The sequence below is a fragment of the Anaerostipes stercorihominis genome, assembly GCF_057535655.1.
Genome location: NZ_BAAJCL010000001.1, coordinates 171,084 through 190,013, shown reverse-complemented (window position 1 = coordinate 190,013; position 18,930 = coordinate 171,084). Strand labels below are relative to the sequence as shown.

The following is an 18,930-nucleotide window of genomic DNA, read 5'->3' as shown; positions in this document are numbered from 1 at the left end:
AGGAAGCCGCTAAAGAAGGAAAATTCTAAAAAACCGCATAAATACGTGGTTTTTAGGAACGATAAAAGTGGTAAAAAGCAGTGAAAAGTGATTTGTTACTACAACATTGCTACAATATTACTACAATTCGTTGCTACAAGTGAATACATAAAAAGAGTCAAGAATATATATCATATCTTGGCTCTTTTTTGCTTAAATTATTTAATTTTTAATATCTCTTCCATAAGCCACTCTCTTTTCCTTTTGGTATAAGTATTCTCTGTAATGTCTTTTATTTTATGTCCCATGATACGTTTTATGGCATATTCATTTACATTGGCGGCTTTTGCCATTGTTGCAAACTGGATACGTCCGTCATGAGCACGATGATCAGGATTTAATTCTAGCTGTTCAACAATCTTATCAATTCTGTGACGGTATTTATCGTATGTAAGTTTTAGATTGCTTCTGTGAGTCTTTGTATCAGTGCAATTGATTAAGTATTCACTTCCTAAAGATAAGGCTTCCTGGTAACGATGTTTTACTAAGGTGCGAATTTTGGGATGAACTGGAACTGCACGATCTTTTCCGGCATCGGTTTTCATACCGCCAGTAATAAACCAATTTTGTAAATCTACATTTTCTATTCTTAGCAAGCCTAACTCCTGCGGACGCCAACCGGAGTAGCATTGAATCAGCAACACATCTACATAGTCAACGTCATACAAATTATTCCATAATTTCTGCATTTCTTCATCTGTGAAGTCAATATGATCTTTCTTTTCTTTCTTGATATCTTTAATAATATCATCTGACAGTTTGAAAGTTCTAGCATAATTTTTATCAACAAGTTCATATTCTTCGGCATAACCCACATTAAATTGAATAGAGATTTTATTTTTGTTTTCGTAGTGGGAGATGGGTGCTTTTCTTTTCCATTAATTATGTAGGTTCCTTCTTCCATACAACCTTTAATGTGTCTTGCTCGTAGGTCTTTGGCACGCATGTTATAAATGGCAGAGCAGTAGTTCCAAGCAGATTTAATCGTTCGCTCGCTAGATGGATTACTCAAAGTTTCAAAATAACAGGCGATCTATTTTTCATAAAGCTGTTCAATAGTTAGATCAGAATCAAGATCGTAAGGATTTTTATGAAATTCAACCAGAGCAGCATATGCATCGTTGTAGGTTTCAAAAGAGGATTGAGGCTTCAGAGATTTATAAATTGGTCGATCATGGAAGTTTTTACCAACACAAACTTGTACACGGAATGGTCTCCAGAGATTTCTCATGGTCAATTTTACATCAAAAACCTATCAAATGAAACGGGAAATTTTAAATTTTTCCAATAAAATTTCCAGAATGCTTCCCAAACCCGAACGAAAGTTTATCGCTGACATGAATTATGGCATTCTTGCTTCCAACAGCAATCATCCAGTCAGTCTGTTTTCAAGAATCCATTCTTCAAATGAAAAAAATTTTACATCCATCAATAGCATTATCTTTTCGGCTATGGAGCGTGCAGCTGCATTATTCCAAAAAGTAACCTTTGTCATGGACCGGGGCAAGGCGTCAGGTTATGGTTCCGGACAAAACGTCCTGCATACCGTCAGCTCTGCCTTAAGCTGGTTGTTTAAGCAGAGGAAAAATACATCTCCCAAAGTCTGGTTTCAGCGGGGCTTATTAAAGTGCATCTAATCACAGAACTGCCATTCTGATTATTTCAAAAAGTCATCAGGTAGAGACTTTGGGAATACTTATTCATTTTTGAATTACAGTTTGCGGAAACTCAAGAATCTGTTGTATAGACGATGTTGAATCAGGTATGGTATAATGGCTGCAAAATACCAAACACAGAAAGGGTGAAAATTTTATGGGGATTGAATTAGAGATTTTGAACATGATTCAAAAGATACATCATCCGATCTTGGATTCTATTATGACGGGAATAACAAAACTGGGCGATGCGGGGATCATTTGGATTGTTCTTACCGCAATTTTGCTGATTCTTCCAAAGACAAGAAAGACAGGCTGGTATCTGTTGTTTGCGTTGGTAGTAGACGCAGTGTTATGCAATGTAATTTTGAAACCATTGGTTGCGAGAGTACGTCCTTATGATATCAATACAACCGTTACATTGTTGGTTCAGCCGTTAAAAGACTATTCGTTTCCTTCCGGTCACACGGCTGCATCGTTTGCCAGTGTGACAGCGCTTTATATAGCCGGGAATCGAAAATTATGGAAAGCGGCGCTGGTGCTGGCAGTATTGATTGCAGTTTCCAGACTGTATTTATACGTGCATTATCCAACCGATGTGCTGGGAGGAATTGTGATCGGAATTCTATCGGGAGTGATTGCAGGTCGTTTGGTACAAAATAAGATTACCAGTTGAATCTTAAAGAAATACAGTATATAATAGATAATGTAAACGATTTGAAGTGAAAGGGAGAATTATGAAAACAAAAATCGAGGTACAGTATCAGGAGCATAATGTTAATGTGAAAGATACAGAGAAGCTTGTAAAGGAAGAATTGAAGACGTTAGGGGTCAGGATGAATAAAATTTCCGAATTGAATATTTATTACAAGCCGGAGGATGGAAGTGTGTACTATGTTGCTGTAACAAAAGATAAAGAAGAGTTCAGCAATGAAGAGGCATTAATCATTCAGTAAACTTCTATAATTTTAGATAGCACTGAAAAAATGAAAACAAAACACAGAAAAGCCGGGATGTTTGATGATGCATTCCGGTTTTTTGTGATAGCGATGAGCTAAAGTCCGGGCTTGCCCGAGACCTTGGCAATTACTTACAATCCCGGAATGTGCCTTTTGGCGCTTCCGGTGATTTTCGGAAAGGTTTATGATGTTAAAGCAGCAGAAAGAGAAAAAATTAAATATTGATTGGAAAAGATTTTATAAAACGGTATTTGCGCTTGTGGTGCCTATGGCACTTCAAAATTTGATTAATGTAGGCGTCACGGCAGCAGATGTTGTAATGCTTGGAAAAGTTAGCGAGACGGTTTTGTCCGGAGCTTCACTTGCGGGTCAGATTCAGTATATTATGGTTTTATTTTTATTTGGATTGACTTCTGGAGCCACGGTGTTAACGGCACAATATTGGGGAAAGGGCGATCGGGAAGCTATCGAGAAGATTTTAGCCCTTGGAATTCGGTCGGCTGTGATGGTGACTGCTGTATTCACCTTAGCGGCATTGTTTGTTCCTGAATTGCTGTTGAGAATTTTTACAAATGACCCTCAGGTGATTGAGGAAGGAATAAAATATTTGAGGATTGTCGGATTTTCTTATATTGTCATGGGAATTACCAATGTATATCTCTATGTGATGCGAAGTATCGAGCGCGTGATTGTGGCAACGGTTGTGTATCTGGCATCGTTTGTATGTAATGTGATATTAAATGCAGTTTTTATTTTTGGTTTGTTGGGGTGTCCGGTGATGGGGATTCGGGGGGCTGCGCTTGCCACGCTGATCTCAAGATTTTTAGAACTGCTCCTTGTGTACGGATATGCAAAAATCTTCAATCGGGACGTAACCTTCAAAATGACATACTTTATACATTTGGATACTGTTTTGGTAAAGGATTTTCTTCGGTATTCTCTTCCGGTGGTGTTGAATGAGGTCATGTGGGGGCTTGGAACATCAGCGAATACAGCTATTTTAGGACATATGGGAAGTGCGGCAGTCGCGGCAAACTCTGTGGCGCAGGTGGCAAGACAACTGGCGACGGTCGTCTCTTTTGGTCTGGCAAGTGCGGCGGCGATCTATCTTGGAAAAACCATTGGAGAGAAAAAACTTCTTTATGCTAAGGCATATGCGAAAAGATTTCTTATATTAAGTGTTGCTATGGGGCTTACGGGAGGTGTTTTGATTCTTCTGGTTTCTCCGATTGCAACGACATTTCTTTCATTAACGGGAACGGCAAAATACTATCTGCAGATGATGTTTTTTGTGATGTCATATTTTGTGGTTGCGCAATCGTTTAATACAACGATGGTGGTAGGAGTATTTCGATCCGGAGGCGATACAAGGTTTGGACTGATCCTAGATGTGTGTACCATGTGGGGATGTTCTATTTTTCTCGGAGCAGTGGCAGCCTTTGTCTTACGATGGAGTGTTCCGGCAGTCTATGTGCTTTTGATGAGTGATGAGCTTTTGAAAATACCGATTACGGCCATTCGATACCGCAGTTTTAAATGGCTCAGAGATGTTACAAGAAGCCATAAAAAAGAAGATTGACACCGGCAAGATTTAAATTTACAATAAAAACCAGAGGTATTGGATGAAAAAATCAGTGCCGAAATGGAACGCTTGGAAAAGGAGAGAAGAATGAAACAGGTAATTTTAACAGGAGACCGCCCTACAGGACGCTTACATGTAGGACATTATGTAGGCTCATTGAAAGAAAGAGTAAGATTGCAAAATTCCAATCAATATGACGAGATCTATATTATGATTGCAGATGCCCAGGCACTGACGGATAATGCAGAACATCCGGAAAAGGTTCGTCAAAATATTATGCAGGTGGCTCTGGACTATTTGGCCTGTGGTTTGGATCCGGAAAAAAGTACGATTTTTATACAATCTATGGTTCCGGAGCTGACGGAATTGACATTTTACTATATGAATTTGGTGACGGTATCCCGTGTACAGCGGAATCCGACAGTGAAATCAGAAATTAAGATGCGCAATTTTGAAGCAAGTATTCCTGTGGGATTCTTTTGCTATCCAATTAGTCAGGCGGCGGATATTACAGCTTTTGGAGCGACGACAGTTCCGGTAGGAGAAGATCAGCTTCCGATGTTGGAGCAGTGCAAAGAGATTGTCCACAAATTTAATACTGTGTACGGAGAAACTTTGGTTGATCCGCAGATTATTCTTCCGGATAACGAAGCATGCCTGCGTCTTCCGGGAATTGACGGAAAGGCAAAGATGAGCAAATCTCTTGGGAATTGTATTTATTTATCCGATGAAGAGGAAGATATCAAGAAGAAGGTCATGTCCATGTTTACAGATCCGAATCATTTGAGGGTGCAGGATCCCGGACAAGTGGAAGGAAATCCTGTTTTTATTTATCTGGATGCATTTTGCAAACAGGAATACTTTGAAGAGTATCTTCCGGAATACAGCGGTCTTGAGGAACTGAAAGCACATTATCAGCGCGGAGGACTTGGTGATGTGAAGGTTAAGAAATTCTTAAATCAGGTAATTCAGGAAGAGCTGCGTCCGATTAGAGAGCGCCGAAAGATGTGGGAACAGCGTCTTCCGGAAGTTTATGAGATTTTAAAAGAAGGAAGCAGGAAAGCGAGAGAAAAAGCAGGACAGACACTTGGAAATGTCCGTCATGCTATGAAGATTGATTATTTTGACAATGATAATCTGTTAAGATAAGTGATCCTGTTCATATTCTACATGCATAAGAAATAATCCCTGAGGAGGTGCAGTCATTCCTGCATCTTCTCTTTTTTTGGTTTCAAAAACTTTTTGAAGTTGGGCAGGTTTCATTTTTCCGCATCCGATTTCTACGAGAGTTCCTGTAAGAATGCGGACCATATGGTGAAGAAAGCCGTTTCCAATATAAGTAATTTGGATTTCAGAAGAGGTTTTTCGGATGGATATTTCATAAAGCCTGCGTACAGTGGATTTTTTTGTTTTTTTGACAGAAGAAAATCCCTGAAAATCATGAACGCCAAGAAGCAGTGATGCGGCTTCCTGCATTTTTTCAAGGTTCAATGTTTCAGGAAAGTACCAAAGATATTTTCTTTGAAAGACATTTGGAACCTGCGGAAGAGAGATCCGATAGAGATAAGTCTTTTGTTTGGCATTCAATCGGCTGTGAAAGCGTTCTCCAACTTCAGAAACAGAGTGGATTCCAATATCGGAAGGAAGATACCGGGTAAGGTAGGCTTTGATTTCTTTACAGGAAAGGGTACAGTTTGTGTGAAAATTTGCTACCTGCCCACAGGCATGAACTCCGGCATCTGTTCGGCCAGATCCGATGACAGAGATGGTTTCTCCGGTCATTTCACAGAGAACAGCTTCAAGCTTTGCCTGAATTGTTTTGGCTTTGGAGCTTTCTCCCAGACGCTGCCAGCCCTGATAGCGGGAGCCGTCGTATTCGATGAGTAATCTGATATTGCGGTTCATGGAATATGTTCACCTTTCTTTTTTTCTTTATCATATCATAACAGGGGAATCTATGGAATACACTTCCATGCAAAGAAAGCCTTAGGAGGTGAAAAAAATATATAAAAAAGTAAAAAAACATGTTATGATAAAAGAAAAATAAAGATCGGAGGGCATTATGGAAAAATCAAAAGTTTATTTTACAGATTTTCGTACGAAACTTGGCGAGGGACTTCCGCTGAAATTAAAACGTCTTTTGAAAAAGGCAGGGATCGGCGAGATCGATATGGAGCAAAAGTTTGTAGCAATAAAAATGCATTTTGGGGAACTTGGAAATCTTGGTTTTCTCCGGCCCAACTATGCCAAAGCGGTGGCGGATGTGGTAAAAGAGCTGGGAGGCCGTCCGTTTTTGACGGACTGTAATACGCTGTATCCGGGAAGTCGTAAAAATGCATTGGAACATTTGCAGTGTGCATGGGAAAATGGGTTTACGCCATTAACTACCGGATGTCCTATTTTAATTGGCGATGGCTTGAAGGGGACAGACGATATTCTCGTGCCGGTAAAAAACGGAGAATATATAAAAGAAGCAAAAATCGGCCATGCAATTATGGACGCAGATATTTTTATTAGCCTTTCTCATTTTAAAGGTCATGAGATGACTGGATTCGGGGGAGCGATTAAAAATATTGGAATGGGCTGCGGTTCCAGAGCCGGGAAGAAGGATCAGCATTCCAATGGAACACCGAGTATTGATCCAGAGAAATGCAGAGGATGTAAGCGCTGTATGAGAGAATGTGCAAATCATGGATTGACTTTCAATGAAGAGACCGGGAAAATGTCAATACATAAAGATTTTTGTGTGGGCTGCGGCCGCTGTATCGGCGCATGTAATTTTGATGCCATTGCATTTGCAGAGTGGGCTGCTGTGAAAGATTTGAATTGCAGAATGGCAGAGTATACCAAGGCAGTGATTGACGGACGTCCGAATTTTCATATTTCTCTTGTAATGGATGTATCGCCGAACTGTGATTGTCACAGTGAGAATGATGCCCCGATTCTTCCGAACATTGGAATGTTTGCTTCTTTTGATCCTCTGGCATTGGACCAGGCGTGTGTGGATGCATGTCTGCAGTGTGAGCCTCTTCCCAACAGCCAGTTATCGGATCATATGAAACAAAGGGATTTTCATGATCATTATGATCATTTTAAGAACAGCACACCGGATTCTGAATACAAAACATGCTTGGAGCATGCAGAAAAAATAGGGATTGGGTTGAGAACCTATGAACTGATTGTTATAAAGTAGCAGAGACCGAAACTTGGAATTAAGCAGTTGATCCCGCGGAACATAAGGTTGGATTATCAAAACAAGAGGTTTTGCTGCGGAAACAGCGAGGAGAAGGCGGTTATGAGGCTCCTCAGATAACAAAAAGCACAGCGGCAATCTTTCGGGAAAATAAATGTACATTATTTAATTTTTTAAATCTTACGATTGCAGTTTTGCTTTTTGCAGCAGGTGCGTATACGAATCTTCTTTTTATTTTTATTATCCTTCTGAATATTATTATAGGAATTTCTCAGGAATTAAAGGCAAAAAGACTGATGAATGAGGTGAAAGAAGAAAAAAGGGTTCATTCGGAGTTGTTGGATTCCATGAAGAAAGTGACGAGATTTACCAGCATGTTGATTGTTCCTCTGGGAATTTTGTTATTTTGCGAAGCTGTTTTTCTTTGGAATGGTGAAATTGGAAATTCGATTGTATCTTCTTCGGCAGCGCTTCTTGGAATGTTGCCGAAGGGGCTTGGCGCAGATGACTATATTACAAAGCCCTTTGATCCGTCCCAGCTGGTTGCAAGAGTACGTTCTCACTTAAAGAGATACCAACGATTGACGAATAAGGGGAGAATACCAAAGGAGTTTCCCGGCAGATTGTGATTGATGATGTGACGGTCGAGCCGGAAACGTGGAGGGTGTGGAAAGGGCGGAGAATCCTGTGAACAGGATTTTTTTGCATTTTAAAATGATTGGCAATACTATAGAAAGAAGGATGTCGTAGTATATAGGAAGAAGGAGAATTGAATTTGAAAACAGAATTAATAATCACAAAGCAAAAGAGGTTTTATAATACGGGAAAAACACATTCCGATTCTTTTCGCATCAAAGCTTTATGCCGACTGGAAAATGCTGTGAAAAAATATGAAAAGCAGCTCATTCAGGCACTTCACCGTGATTTGCATAAATCCCCGTTTGAGTCTTATATGACAGAAATTGGAATGTTATATCGGGAAATCAAGTATTTAAAGAAACATCTGAGACAATGGATGCGCCCGGAGAGAGTATCAGCTCCCCTGGCGCAGTTTCCATCTAGGTGTTATCGAATCAAAGAACCCTATGGCACCGTACTTGTTATGGCTCCATGGAATTATCCGGTTCTATTATCTCTGGAGCCGTTGGCAGGCGCAATTGCTGCCGGAAACTGCTGTGTGCTAAAGCCGTCGGAATATGCTCCGCATACAGCCAAAGTGATTGAAACCGTGATCAAAGAAGCATTTATGGAATCCTATGTAACCGTTATTTTGGGCGGACGAAAGGAAAGCCGGCGACTTTTGGATCAGAATTTTGATTACATTTTTTTTACAGGCGGTGTTAAAGTGGGGAAACTTGTGATGGAAAAGGCATCGAAGAATCTGATTCCTGTGACCTTGGAACTTGGAGGAAAAAGCCCTTGTATTGTGGAACGGAGTGCGGATATTTCTTTGGCGGCAAAAAGAATTGTATTTGGAAAATTTTTAAATAGCGGTCAGACCTGTGTGGCGCCGGACTATATTCTGGCAGATAAGAAGATTGAGAAAGAACTAATTTTTTATCTTCGCTATTGGATTCAAAAGCTGATTGGAGAAAATCCGTTGTCAAATCCCGATTATCCTGCGATGATTCATAAGGAGCATTATTGCCGGGTAATGAAATTTATGAATCATGGAATCATTGCGGAAGGCGGATACGGAGACTGTAGGAGCAGAAAGATTGCACCAACAATTCTAACTGATATAAAGGAAGAGGATCCTGTCATGCAGGAAGAAATCTTTGGACCGGTTCTTCCAATTTTAACGTACAATGCACTTTCAGAAGCAAAAAAAATGATTCAGGCAAGACCCAAGCCTTTGGCATTGTATTTGTTTACGAAAGATGGTAAAGTAGAACGGGATGTTATGAATCGGTTGTCTTACGGCGGAGGATGCGTAAATGATACGGTGGTCCATCTTGCAGTCTCTTCTATGGGATTTGGAGGGGTCGGACAAAGTGGCATGGGCTCTTATCATGGAAAGGACAGTTTTGATACCTTTACACATAAAAAAAGTGTTTTAAAGAAAGTGGGACATCTGGATTTTCCGATTCGCTATATGCCGTACAGTAAGGGGAAAGAGCGGCTTATGAAATTATGTTTAAAATTTTAACAAAGGAGAATGACATGGAATTTAAAAGCGTTTTGCCGGGAGTCAAACTGATAAAAGAAGATATTGAAGGAAATCAAGAAGAAGTATTTATTTCTCAAAATGACCATGTAATTGTGTCAACACTGGATGGGAGAACAATTAAGGGTATTTTTATGCAGATTGAATTTGCACGATATACAGAAGAGGATGACATTGTTCATGTACATCGAGATGATGGTGAAAATGAGGGAATTCCCTTTGACTGCGTTGACGATATCATAAGAGCATAAGTGGAAAGGAAGAGAGAGGACAAAACAGATGAAAAATGCAAAAGAAGAAAAAGTAACAGAGGTTTATGTCGATAATATTTACAAACTCAATGGACGTGTGCCCCTTGCAAAAGCGATTCCTTTTGGGCTTCAGCATGTGCTGGCAATGTTTGTTGCGAATCTGGCGCCGGTTTTGATTGTGTGCAGCGCGGCATTGGTCAGAGGAACCGACAGTCATTTAAGTTCTGCTGAAATTACGCAATTGCTGCAATGTGCGATGTTTGCGGCAGGAATCGGGACCTGCCTACAGCTTTATCCTATTTGGAAAATCGGATCAAAGCTACCCATTGTAATGGGGGTCAGTTTTACTTTCCTTGGAAGCCTACTGATTATCTGCACCAATCCGAAGCTTGGGTATGAAGGGATGATTGGCGCAGTGATTGCAGGAGGTATTTTTGAAGGGCTGGTTGGATTGAGTGCTCGCTATTGGAAACGATTTCTGACTCCGGTTGTATCTGCATGTGTTGTAATTGCCATTGGTCTTTCGCTTCTTTCGGTAGGGATGGATTCCTGGGGCGGAGGAAGTGGAGCACAAGATTTTGGGGCGTGGTATCATCTTTTGGTGGGTGCGTTTACTTTAATTGTGTGTCTGGTTTCGCGGTATCTTTTAAGAGGAGTATATAAGAATCTGAATATTTTAGTTGGATTGATTTTCGGATATTTATTATCTGTGGTTTTTACTGTGACGAAAGTTGCGCCGATGATTAATTTCTCCGGAATTTCTAAAACCATTCAAGAGGTGGGAGTGTTCAGTCTTCCGAAACTGGTATTTTTTACAAGTCATAAGCCGGTATTTGATCTTGGAGCGTTTTTCACCATTGCCATTGTGTTTTTAGTTTCTGCGGCTGAGACAACCGGAGCTACAACGGCGGTCTGTACCGGAGCTTTGGATCGGGATATTAAAATGGAAGAATTACAGGGGTCTTTGGCGGTGGATGGTTTCTCCAGTGCAATTTCAGGATGTTTTGGATGTCTTCCGCTGACATCGTTCAGCCAGAATGTGGGGCTTGTGACAATGACAAGAGTGATTAACCGTTTTACGATTTTCATGGGAGCGCTGATTTTAATTTTAGCATCGCTGTTCCCTCCTTTGGGAGCTTTTTTTAATTCGCTTCCTCAGGCTGTGTTGGGCGGATGTACGGTCATGATGTTTGGTTCGATTATGTATGAAGGAATTAAGATGTTAAAGCAGTGTAAATTTGATGACCGCACAATGATTATTGTATCTCTTGCATTTTGTATTGGTGTGGGTCTGACACAGACTTCCGGCAATTTCTTCTCCGCCTTTCCAAAAGAAGTAGGCGATGTATTTAACGGGAACGCGGTTGCAGGTGTGTTTGTTGTATCCTTAATTTTAAGTCTGGTGCTGCCCAAGAAAGAGGAACAGTAAAAAGTTTTCCTTATCGGAAATATTTAAAATCGGAAAGGATAAGACCATTTGATCGACCTTTGCATCACAATTGCCTCTGACGCAGAGGATGTGCTGACAATATTTATTTAGCTGTTGGATTACATCTTTTGGAAGATCATTTCTTGAACCGTGATAGAGGAGATCTCCCGGTAACAGAAGCTTCTGCGGGTTTTCTCTTTGGAAGGCGCGGAATAATTTTTGACAGTAGAATGTAATCGAATCGTATTTAAAAAGTATGTGCAGAAAGGACTATGAAAAATGAAACGATTGGTTTTAGCAGAAAAACCTTCGGTTGGAAGAGATCTGGCAAGAGTTCTCGGATGTGAAAAGAAAGCGCATAGCTATATCGAAGGCAAAGAATATATTGTAACATGGGCAATGGGGCATCTGGTATCTCTTGCAGATCCGGAACAATATGGAAAAGAATATAAAGAGTGGGATCTTGAGGTACTTCCAATGATGCCAAAACAATGGAAACTTACAGTTCTTCGGCAAACGTCCAAACAATTTCAGAGTGTAAAGAAATTAATCGGGCGAAGTGATGTCAAAGATATTATCATTGCAACAGATGCAGGAAGAGAGGGGGAGCTTGTAGCCAGATGGATTTTGCAGATGTGCGGTAGCAAGAAACCGCTCTATCGGCTGTGGATATCTTCCGTGACAGATAAAGCTATTAAAGATGGATTTGCACATTTAAGACCGGGAAAAGAATATGAAAATCTGTTTCGGGCAGCCCGCTCAAGGGCGGAGGCAGACTGGCTGGTCGGAATCAATGCCACAAGAGCGCTGACCTGTAAATACAATGCGCAGCTTTCGTGCGGAAGAGTACAGACTCCGACATTGGCAATGATTTGGGAGCGAGAGGAAGAAAGAAAAAATTTTAAGGCACAAAAGTACTACGGATGGAAAGTGTTTGCTGCAGGAATCAATTTTGTGTGGGAAAATGCGAAAGGAAATCAAAGGATTTTTGATCGGGAGTGGGCAGAAGCGTTGGGAAAACAGATACGCGGACAGCAGATTCTTATAAAAAGAGTCTTCAGGAAAGAGAAAAAAACCTATGCGCCGGAGCTCTATGATTTGACAACGCTGCAAAAAGATGCAAGCAAACGCTATGGATTTTCACCGAAGCAAACATTGAATTTGATGCAGAGTTTATATGAACATCATAAAATTCTAACATATCCAAGAACCGATTCTAAATATTTAACCAGCGATATGACGGATACTTTGAGAGACCGTATCAAAGCATGTCAGACCGGGAATTACAAAAAAACGGCGGCTGCGCTGCTGCGCAAAAATATCTTGCCAAGCAAAAGATTTATAAACGATCAAAAAGTTTCAGATCATCATGCGATTATTCCCACAGAGCAATATGCTTCTCTGACATCGTTAAATGCACAAGAGCGGAAAATATATGATATGGTCGTCGGGCGGTTTTTGGCTGTTTTGTCGGAACCGGCAGTTTTAGAGCAAATACAGATTCAGGCACAGATTGCTGAGGAATCTTTTCGGGCTTGTGCTGTTGTATTAAAACATCCGGGCTGGAGAGCAGTTTGTCAGGAGACGGAGGATTCGCAAGAAAATCTAAGATCAAAACTTCCTGTAATACCGGAAGAAGGAAAAACATATCCAATTGATTCCGTTGCAAGGACAGAGGGAGAGACGCATCCGTCCAGCCGATATACGGAAGGGACCTTAATTGGGCAGATGGATAAAAAAGGACTTGGAACCGTTGCTACGCGAGCAGATATTATGGACAAATTGTTTAAAAGCGCTCTGATTGAAAAGAAAGAAAATGAGATTTTTATTACTTCCAAAGGAATTCAGCTTCTTGAATTAGTGCCGCAAGACTTGAAACAAGCAGATTTAACGGCAGACTGGGAGAAAAAATTAGCAGATATTTCCAAAGGAAAACAGAGTGAACAAGTTTTTATGGATGAAATTCGTCAGTATACGAATTGTTTGATAAAGGATATAAAAACATCCGATGGAAAATTTCGTCATGAAAATTTGACTCGTCATAAATGCCCGGAGTGTGGAAAGTTTTTGCTTGCGGTCAATGGCAGGCATGGCAAACGTCTGGTATGTCAGGACCGCAACTGTGGGTATAAAAAAACCATATCAAGGTTTACCAACGCCAGATGCCCTGTCTGTCATAAAAAGATGGAGATGGTTGGAGAAGGAGAGCAGCAAAAATTTGTATGTGTCTGCGGGCATAAAGAAAAATTATCGGCTTTTAAAGAAAGAAAGCAAAAGCAGGGAGTCGGTATGAGCAAAAAAGAAGTGGCACGCTATTTGAAAAAACAGCAAAAAGAGGCGAATGAGCCAGTCAATCAGGGATTTGCCGAGGCTTTGGCAAAAATTAAATTATAAATTGAAAAAAGCGCTGCATATTGAACCGATCTCCCAATCGTTAGATTTTGGGTCTAATTTGGGGGCACCTCAATACGCAGCGCTTTTCTTTTAGACAAAATATCCGGTGATACTATAAAAAATTAAGGATGCAGGTCGTCCGACCAAGAGAATGACCGCAAACTTAAAGAAAGACATTCGGGTGAGACCTGCAAGCAGACATAGAACATCATCGGGTGCACATGGAAGAATAATTGCTGCCGCAAAGAAAATATCAAATTTTTTGCCGCTGTTTAGTTTGTCCATATATTTTTCATAGACGTCAGGTGCGACAATTTTTTTTACAAACGTTTTGCCGTAACGTCTTGCCAGATAAAAGTTTGTAAAAGATCCGGCAATGATGCCCAGATAACTGTATAGAAAGCCCCAGAACGGACCGAACATGAAGACGCCGGCGAGACAGGTAACTCCTCCGGGAACAATTGGAAATACCACCTGAAGAAACTGAATTAGGATAAAAAGAGCCGGTCCCCAGTATCCGGCGCTGGAAATCAGTAACTGAAGCTGTTCTTTATTAGTAAATAATCCGGTTTGTATCCCGTAAATTGCAAAGAGAATCATAGTACTAAGAAAGAATACGGTGGTTCCGTTGGTGATATATTTGATTGTTTTACTGTTCATAAATCCTACCATCCTTTGTGAATTATTGTTTCTGAATTTATTGTACTATAGTTTTATTTCAGATTCCATAGATATTCCTTACAGCTTTCTTACATTTGTGTCACAATAAACAATAATTTTTAAGATGCATCGGAGCGGCAGCTTAAAAATTTTCATGGACGAAAAAGATGAACTTGAATAAAGTAGATAAAAAGGAGTTTTCTATGCGAATCAAAGGAATTGATGTAAGCTATGCGGATGGAACCATTCACTGGGGAAAGGTGAAAAAGGATGGAATTCATTTTGCTATGATTCGGGCAGGGTTTGGAAGAGATCATATAGATCAGGAATTTGAAAGAAATATAAAAGAATGCAACCATTACCGGATTCCGGCAGGAGCTTACTGGTTTAGCTATGCCTACACAAAAGAAATGGCAAGACAGGAAGCAAGAGATTGTCTTCGGATGATAAAACGGCATCGGATCGAATATCCGGTAGCCTTTGATTTTGAAGAGGATTCTGTTCGCTATGCGAAAGAACAAGGGGTAGAAGTCACAAAAGAACTTGTAACAGATTTAACAGAAGAATTTTTAAAGGAGATTAAAAAGGCAGGATATCATGCTATGTACTATGCGGATCTTTCAGATTTGGATGAATATTATGACAGAGAGCGATTGAAAGAATATGAATTCTGGCTGGCAAGATATGCACATACCAAAGGAGCTGCAGACGTGCAAATGTGGCAGCATACGGATCGGGGAAGAGTTCGGGGAATTCGAGGATATGTAGATTTAAACTATAGCTATAAAAACTATGAAATGAGAGAGTAGCCTCTTACACCCCCGCAAAACTAAAAAGTTTTGCGGGGGTGTATTTTGAAAAGATCATTTCGTCTCGTCTGCTGCAAGTCGATGAATCAGGCCAATCAGAAGCATAAGATCATCATCGCTTAGTTTTCTCATGCCATTCATTGCCTTTCTCAAGAGTTGAGGATTGACGGCATCGGAATCAAAAAATTCCAGAGGAGTGATCTCAAAATAATCACAGATTTTTAAAAATTGGACCATAGAAGGCAAGGCTCTGCCGGAGGAGATTGCCTGAATGTAGCTTCGGTTTTGTCCAAGATCTAAACTCATCTGATATTCAGAGATGTTCTTCTTAAGCCTCAGCTCAGTAATCCGATTACGGATAAATTCTTTGTCCATATGATCGTTCCTCCTATGATATAGAATATCAAAATCATTTTCTGGACAGTGCGGATATAATATGTTATAATTTTGAAAAAATCAAATATAATGCATATTATTTGCGTTATTTCATCTTATAATACGTAATATTTGCGATTGTGGAGGAACGGTATGGGGTATTACAGATCGGAAATAACAGATGAGGATATTGTGTTTCAGAAGCTGAATGAAATTTTATTCTCATATTTTATAGAAAATGATTTTCAGAAAATTCTTCCCCAAATAACAGATAATTTTTTTGCGGTTGGCATGGTCCGCGAAAACGTGATACAGGGCAAGAAAGAAGCAGCGCAAAGGAGTCTGTCGAAAGAAGAAGTTTTTGGGATGGTAACAGATTATGAAATAAAAAATTTTACAGCGGTCTGCCGACAAGAAACGTTTATAGAATGCTTTGGGACCATATGGATTCATAAAAAGAGTGCGGGGAGGTGCGATGGTCCATATTGCATCAATGTTACTGCAGGGTTTTTCAAAGAGGAAGAACAATACCGGCTTTCTCTCTTATTTTTATCAGAGGCATATTTGCCGGAAGAATTCTTTGATAAAATTTTTCGGGAATATAAAAATAATTCCTATGAACTGGATCAGCCAGGGTATGAGGCGCAGGATGTATTTCTGACAATGTTAAATGATGCGGTTAGGGACCCGCTCACAGGGGTTTACAATCGCAGAAGTGGAGAAGCTTTGATTCAAAAGGCTTTGGATGATGAAACGTCCTATGTGTTTTTAGTGCTGGATATAGATCATTTTAAAGAGATCAATGATATATATGGACATCAAGAGGGCGATAAGGTTTTACAGTACACAGTACAGCTTATGAGAAATTCTTTCCGGGGATCGGATATTATATTTCGTCTGGGTGGAGATGAGTTTGTGATTTTTGCGTATCCATGCAATGATCTTAGAATTATGGAAGAAAAACTACAAAAGATGAATGCTGAGTATGAAAAGGAGATTGAGACGTATTATACAAAAAGTCAGTCTTCTCTATCATTTGGAGGAGTTTTTGGATCGGGAAGGATTTCCTTTCAGAAGCTATATAAGAAAGCAGACCAGGTGTTATATGGAGTAAAACATTCACAGGATCAAAATCAGATGATAAGAAAAATTGAAACGATTTGAGTATAAAGAAGTCCAGGAAAGGACTTCTTTGTTTTTGTGGAGACAAGAAAGCGCCGTCGTGATACAATGGTGTCACTATTTTATGCCGACAAAACTAAGATATATACGTATTGTTTTTATAAAAATCAATGTATATAATAATAAATGAAAGGGATGAAAATATGTCGAAAAAATCCGGATTAACAAGTAGACAGAAATCAATCATTAAAATGTTGACACAGTTTAGCGTGGACAATCCAATTACGATACAGGCGATTTCGGAAAAGCTCAAATTAAGCTCCAGGACCATTCTCCGGGAGATGCCGATGATTAATCAATGGTTTGAAGAAAATGATTTTCAGTTGGTAAAGAAACCAAGAGTGGGTCTTTATGTAAAAGAAACTCAGGAAACCAGACGGTTTATTCGGGAACTGGTGGAGCTGGATCGCAATCAGTTTGGATACTCCAAAGAGGAACGACAGGGAAGAATTATATCCAGTCTTCTGATGGCAAATGAGCCGCTGAAATATTTCTACTTTACATCCCTTTTTCACATTTCGGATGGAACCCTAACAAGTGATTTGGATGAAATCGAACAGTGGATGAGTCATTATAATTTATCCTTGCAGAGAAAACCGGGCATAGGCATTTATTGGACCGGAAAAGAAGAGGATTACCGTCAGGCAGTTACAATGGCGATGCGAAAGAAACTGGAAGGTCATTGGTTGTCGGAGCTTCTTACGAATGAGAAACTTCGGCAGGATGGTTCATTCTTGAATTTGAAGCAGGAATTTTTCGATGAAACCCTGTGGATGATTCAGGAGCTGCAAAAGCTTTTAAACATTCAATATACAGAGCGTTCCATTCGGCAGTTATCTTTGTATTTTATGGTGGCAAAAAGCAGGATTGAAAAAGGACTTGAAGTAGAGGGCAATGAGAAAAATCTTGCGTCCATGATGCATCTTCCGGAATGTCAAATGGCAAACTGGATTGGAAGCAAAATAAGTTACGCTGTGGGACATCAGATCTCAGAAGGTGAAATTTACTGCATTGCGATGCAGCTTTTGACAGCGAAGATTTGGAAAAACAAGCATGACAGCAAGTATGATGAAGAGAGTTTCAGAGTTCGGCAAATTGTGATTAAGATTACATTGAATATGGAAAAACTGCTGGATATGAATTTTCTGGGGAATACTGTTTTGATTGACAGTCTTTGCAATCATATGAAACCGGCGATGAATCGGATTCGAGCGAAGATTTTTACAGAAAATACACATATGGAAATGTTAAGAAAGAAGTATGAAGATGTTTATCAGGCAGTAAAGAGATCATGTGAGTTCTTAAAAGAGGAGCTGAAAGTTTCTGAAATCTCGGAAGAAGAACTCGGATTTATTGCGATGTACTTTTGTGCTTTTATTGAAAAGCAAAAGGAAGAGGAGAAAAAAATTCGTGTGTATGTTGCCTGTCCCCATGGGATCGGAACATCGCAGATGCTTTCTGTTTCCTTAAAAAGAGAATTTCCTCAGATAGAGATTCAGAAAGTGATTTCAAGTGCAGATATTCGGGTGGAAGAACTGTCTCGTAATGGGATTGATCTTGTAATTTCTACGACACAACTGGATCTTGATTTTCCAAATGTCTATGTGAGTTCCATGCTTACCGAAACTGATAAAGTGATGGTAAAGACAGCATTGGCAGAGGTTCAGAAATCACCTTGTCAAAAACAGGCAAAAGAGGTATTGAAGCCAAAAAAAATCGGCAAATACCATATCCAGTATATGGTAACGCTCGGGCAGGAAATTTTGCAGGTTCTGGACAATATTAAGATTTCCAATGGAGAAAATCTTCAAAGGAAAAAGGATTTGATTGACTATGCGGGGACTGTTTTTGCCAGAGATGATAAAGCTGCCAGGATCATTACGGCAGAGCTTTATCAGCGAGAAGAGATTTCCAGTACCTATATTCCCAATATGGAGGTTTTGTTTTTACACAGTGAAACCAAAGGCGTAAAACATTGTCGCTTTGGCTATATTTATTTAAAGGAACCCATTGTGGAACAGGGTTCGGTGATTCGCGGGGCACTGCTGATGCTGATTCCAAAGGTCACAGATCAGGTGATTTATCGGGAAGTGATGAGTGAGGTCAGCGGGGCTCTGGCTGAAAAAGATCAGATTATTACATATTTGTTCCATAAAAATAGAAAAGCCGTGGAGGCCGAGTTAGAGGCCAGTCTCGGCAGCTATTTTGAAAAGATTATGAAAAGAAAATGAGAAA

The 18,930-nt window shown here is 40.0% G+C and carries 17 protein-coding genes and 2 pseudogenes; 14 read left to right on the top strand and 5 right to left on the bottom strand.

Annotated elements, in window-relative coordinates:
* Positions 1–197: 197 nt before the first annotated feature.
* Positions 198–854 carry a tyrosine-type recombinase/integrase gene (locus AC27EF_RS00925; protein WP_487108290.1) on the bottom strand — a complete coding sequence of 219 codons (657 nt, stop codon included), beginning with the start codon at positions 852–854 and terminating at the stop codon, positions 198–200.
* 414 nt (positions 855–1,268) lie between these two features.
* Here AC27EF_RS00925 and AC27EF_RS00920 point away from each other — a divergent pair, with 414 nt between their 5' ends.
* The 5 genes from AC27EF_RS00920 (at position 1,269) to trpS (ending at position 5,384) form a co-directional block, all read left to right on the top strand.
* Positions 1,269–1,676: a hypothetical protein gene (locus AC27EF_RS00920; RefSeq protein ID WP_487108289.1), complete on the top strand. Its 408-nt coding sequence runs from the start codon at positions 1,269–1,271 to the stop codon at positions 1,674–1,676.
* Positions 1,677–1,851: 175 nt separating this feature from the next.
* The gene (locus AC27EF_RS00915; RefSeq protein ID WP_487108288.1) at positions 1,852–2,370 is read left to right on the top strand and encodes a phosphatase PAP2 family protein; all 519 of its coding nucleotides are present in this window, start codon (positions 1,852–1,854) and stop codon (positions 2,368–2,370) included.
* 61 nt (positions 2,371–2,431) lie between these two features.
* A complete protein-coding gene (locus tag AC27EF_RS00910) occupies positions 2,432–2,650 on the top strand; it encodes a DUF6465 family protein (protein ID WP_487108287.1) in 219 nt (72 codons plus the stop codon).
* A gap of 190 nt (positions 2,651–2,840) precedes the next feature.
* Entirely contained in the window at positions 2,841–4,232 is a 1,392-nt protein-coding gene (locus AC27EF_RS00905; protein WP_487108504.1) for an MATE family efflux transporter, read from the top strand.
* A gap of 90 nt (positions 4,233–4,322) precedes the next feature.
* Complete coding sequence (trpS, locus tag AC27EF_RS00900; RefSeq protein ID WP_487108286.1) at positions 4,323–5,384, top strand: tryptophan--tRNA ligase; 1,062 nt, start codon at positions 4,323–4,325, stop codon at positions 5,382–5,384.
* Here the strand turns inward: trpS and truA are convergent.
* Positions 5,376–6,140, bottom strand: a complete 765-nt coding sequence (gene truA / locus AC27EF_RS00895; RefSeq protein ID WP_487108285.1) for a tRNA pseudouridine(38-40) synthase TruA — start codon at positions 6,138–6,140, stop codon at positions 5,376–5,378. The two genes, trpS and truA, sit on opposite strands and share 9 nt — an antisense overlap.
* Positions 6,141–6,297: 157 nt before the next feature.
* Between truA and AC27EF_RS00890 the strand changes: the two genes are divergently transcribed.
* The 5 genes and pseudogenes from AC27EF_RS00890 (at position 6,298) to AC27EF_RS00870 (ending at position 11,275) form a co-directional block, all read left to right on the top strand.
* Positions 6,298–7,428, top strand: a complete 1,131-nt coding sequence (locus tag AC27EF_RS00890; protein ID WP_487108284.1) for a DUF362 domain-containing protein — start codon at positions 6,298–6,300, stop codon at positions 7,426–7,428.
* A gap of 494 nt (positions 7,429–7,922) precedes the next feature.
* A pseudogene (locus AC27EF_RS00885) lies at positions 7,923–8,009 on the top strand (DNA-binding response regulator); the annotation flags it as partial.
* Positions 8,010–8,203: 194 nt separating this feature from the next.
* Entirely contained in the window at positions 8,204–9,577 is a 1,374-nt protein-coding gene (locus tag AC27EF_RS00880; RefSeq protein ID WP_487108283.1) for an aldehyde dehydrogenase, read from the top strand.
* 14 nt (positions 9,578–9,591) lie between these two features.
* Positions 9,592–9,846, top strand: a complete 255-nt coding sequence (locus AC27EF_RS00875; protein ID WP_487108282.1) for a hypothetical protein — start codon at positions 9,592–9,594, stop codon at positions 9,844–9,846.
* Positions 9,847–9,874: 28 nt separating this feature from the next.
* Positions 9,875–11,275, top strand: coding sequence for a uracil-xanthine permease family protein (locus AC27EF_RS00870; RefSeq protein ID WP_487108281.1), 1,401 nt, complete (start codon positions 9,875–9,877; stop codon positions 11,273–11,275).
* A gap of 24 nt (positions 11,276–11,299) precedes the next feature.
* Here the strand turns inward: AC27EF_RS00870 and AC27EF_RS00865 are convergent.
* Positions 11,300–11,539 (bottom strand): annotated as a pseudogene (locus AC27EF_RS00865) (metallophosphoesterase); the annotation flags it as partial.
* Between the two features lie 15 nt (positions 11,540–11,554).
* On the opposite strand from AC27EF_RS00865, the gene AC27EF_RS00860 reads away from it, so the two are divergent.
* Positions 11,555–13,669: a DNA topoisomerase III gene (locus tag AC27EF_RS00860; RefSeq protein ID WP_487108280.1), complete on the top strand. Its 2,115-nt coding sequence runs from the start codon at positions 11,555–11,557 to the stop codon at positions 13,667–13,669.
* Between the two features lie 90 nt (positions 13,670–13,759).
* Here the strand turns inward: AC27EF_RS00860 and AC27EF_RS00855 are convergent, their stop codons facing one another.
* The gene (locus tag AC27EF_RS00855; RefSeq protein ID WP_487108279.1) at positions 13,760–14,329 is read right to left on the bottom strand and encodes a TVP38/TMEM64 family protein; all 570 of its coding nucleotides are present in this window, start codon (positions 14,327–14,329) and stop codon (positions 13,760–13,762) included.
* 167 nt (positions 14,330–14,496) lie between these two features.
* Between AC27EF_RS00855 and AC27EF_RS00850 the strand changes: the two genes are divergently transcribed.
* Positions 14,497–15,138: a glycoside hydrolase family 25 protein gene (locus AC27EF_RS00850; protein ID WP_487108278.1), complete on the top strand. Its 642-nt coding sequence runs from the start codon at positions 14,497–14,499 to the stop codon at positions 15,136–15,138.
* Positions 15,139–15,192: 54 nt separating this feature from the next.
* On the opposite strand, the gene AC27EF_RS00845 is transcribed toward AC27EF_RS00850, so the two are convergent.
* Entirely contained in the window at positions 15,193–15,513 is a 321-nt protein-coding gene (locus AC27EF_RS00845; protein WP_487108277.1) for a helix-turn-helix transcriptional regulator, read from the bottom strand.
* Positions 15,514–15,666: 153 nt separating this feature from the next.
* Between AC27EF_RS00845 and AC27EF_RS00840 the strand changes: the two genes are divergently transcribed.
* Entirely contained in the window at positions 15,667–16,677 is a 1,011-nt protein-coding gene (locus AC27EF_RS00840; protein ID WP_487108276.1) for a GGDEF domain-containing protein, read from the top strand.
* A gap of 161 nt (positions 16,678–16,838) precedes the next feature.
* Complete coding sequence (locus tag AC27EF_RS00835) at positions 16,839–18,926, top strand: PRD domain-containing protein (protein WP_487108275.1); 2,088 nt, start codon at positions 16,839–16,841, stop codon at positions 18,924–18,926.
* Positions 18,927–18,930 lie beyond the last annotated feature (4 nt).

Excerpts from the sequence above, each read along its gene's own strand:
- AC27EF_RS00920 (WP_487108289.1), top strand. The coding sequence starts at position 1,269 with ATGGTCAATTTTACATCAAAAACCTATCAAATGAAACGGGAAATTTTA.
- AC27EF_RS00915 (WP_487108288.1), top strand. The coding sequence starts at position 1,852 with ATGGGGATTGAATTAGAGATTTTGAACATGATTCAAAAGATACATCAT.
- AC27EF_RS00910 (WP_487108287.1), top strand. The coding sequence starts at position 2,432 with ATGAAAACAAAAATCGAGGTACAGTATCAGGAGCATAATGTTAATGTG.
- AC27EF_RS00905 (WP_487108504.1), top strand. The coding sequence starts at position 2,841 with ATGTTAAAGCAGCAGAAAGAGAAAAAATTAAATATTGATTGGAAAAGA.
- trpS (WP_487108286.1), top strand. The coding sequence starts at position 4,323 with ATGAAACAGGTAATTTTAACAGGAGACCGCCCTACAGGACGCTTACAT.
- truA (WP_487108285.1), bottom strand. The coding sequence starts at position 6,140 with ATGAACCGCAATATCAGATTACTCATCGAATACGACGGCTCCCGCTAT.
- AC27EF_RS00890 (WP_487108284.1), top strand. The coding sequence starts at position 6,298 with ATGGAAAAATCAAAAGTTTATTTTACAGATTTTCGTACGAAACTTGGC.
- AC27EF_RS00875 (WP_487108282.1), top strand. The coding sequence starts at position 9,592 with ATGGAATTTAAAAGCGTTTTGCCGGGAGTCAAACTGATAAAAGAAGAT.
- AC27EF_RS00870 (WP_487108281.1), top strand. The coding sequence starts at position 9,875 with ATGAAAAATGCAAAAGAAGAAAAAGTAACAGAGGTTTATGTCGATAAT.
- AC27EF_RS00860 (WP_487108280.1), top strand. The coding sequence starts at position 11,555 with ATGAAACGATTGGTTTTAGCAGAAAAACCTTCGGTTGGAAGAGATCTG.
- AC27EF_RS00855 (WP_487108279.1), bottom strand. The coding sequence starts at position 14,329 with ATGAACAGTAAAACAATCAAATATATCACCAACGGAACCACCGTATTC.
- AC27EF_RS00850 (WP_487108278.1), top strand. The coding sequence starts at position 14,497 with ATGAACTTGAATAAAGTAGATAAAAAGGAGTTTTCTATGCGAATCAAA.
- AC27EF_RS00845 (WP_487108277.1), bottom strand. The coding sequence starts at position 15,513 with ATGGACAAAGAATTTATCCGTAATCGGATTACTGAGCTGAGGCTTAAG.
- AC27EF_RS00840 (WP_487108276.1), top strand. The coding sequence starts at position 15,667 with ATGGGGTATTACAGATCGGAAATAACAGATGAGGATATTGTGTTTCAG.
- AC27EF_RS00835 (WP_487108275.1), top strand. The coding sequence starts at position 16,839 with ATGTCGAAAAAATCCGGATTAACAAGTAGACAGAAATCAATCATTAAA.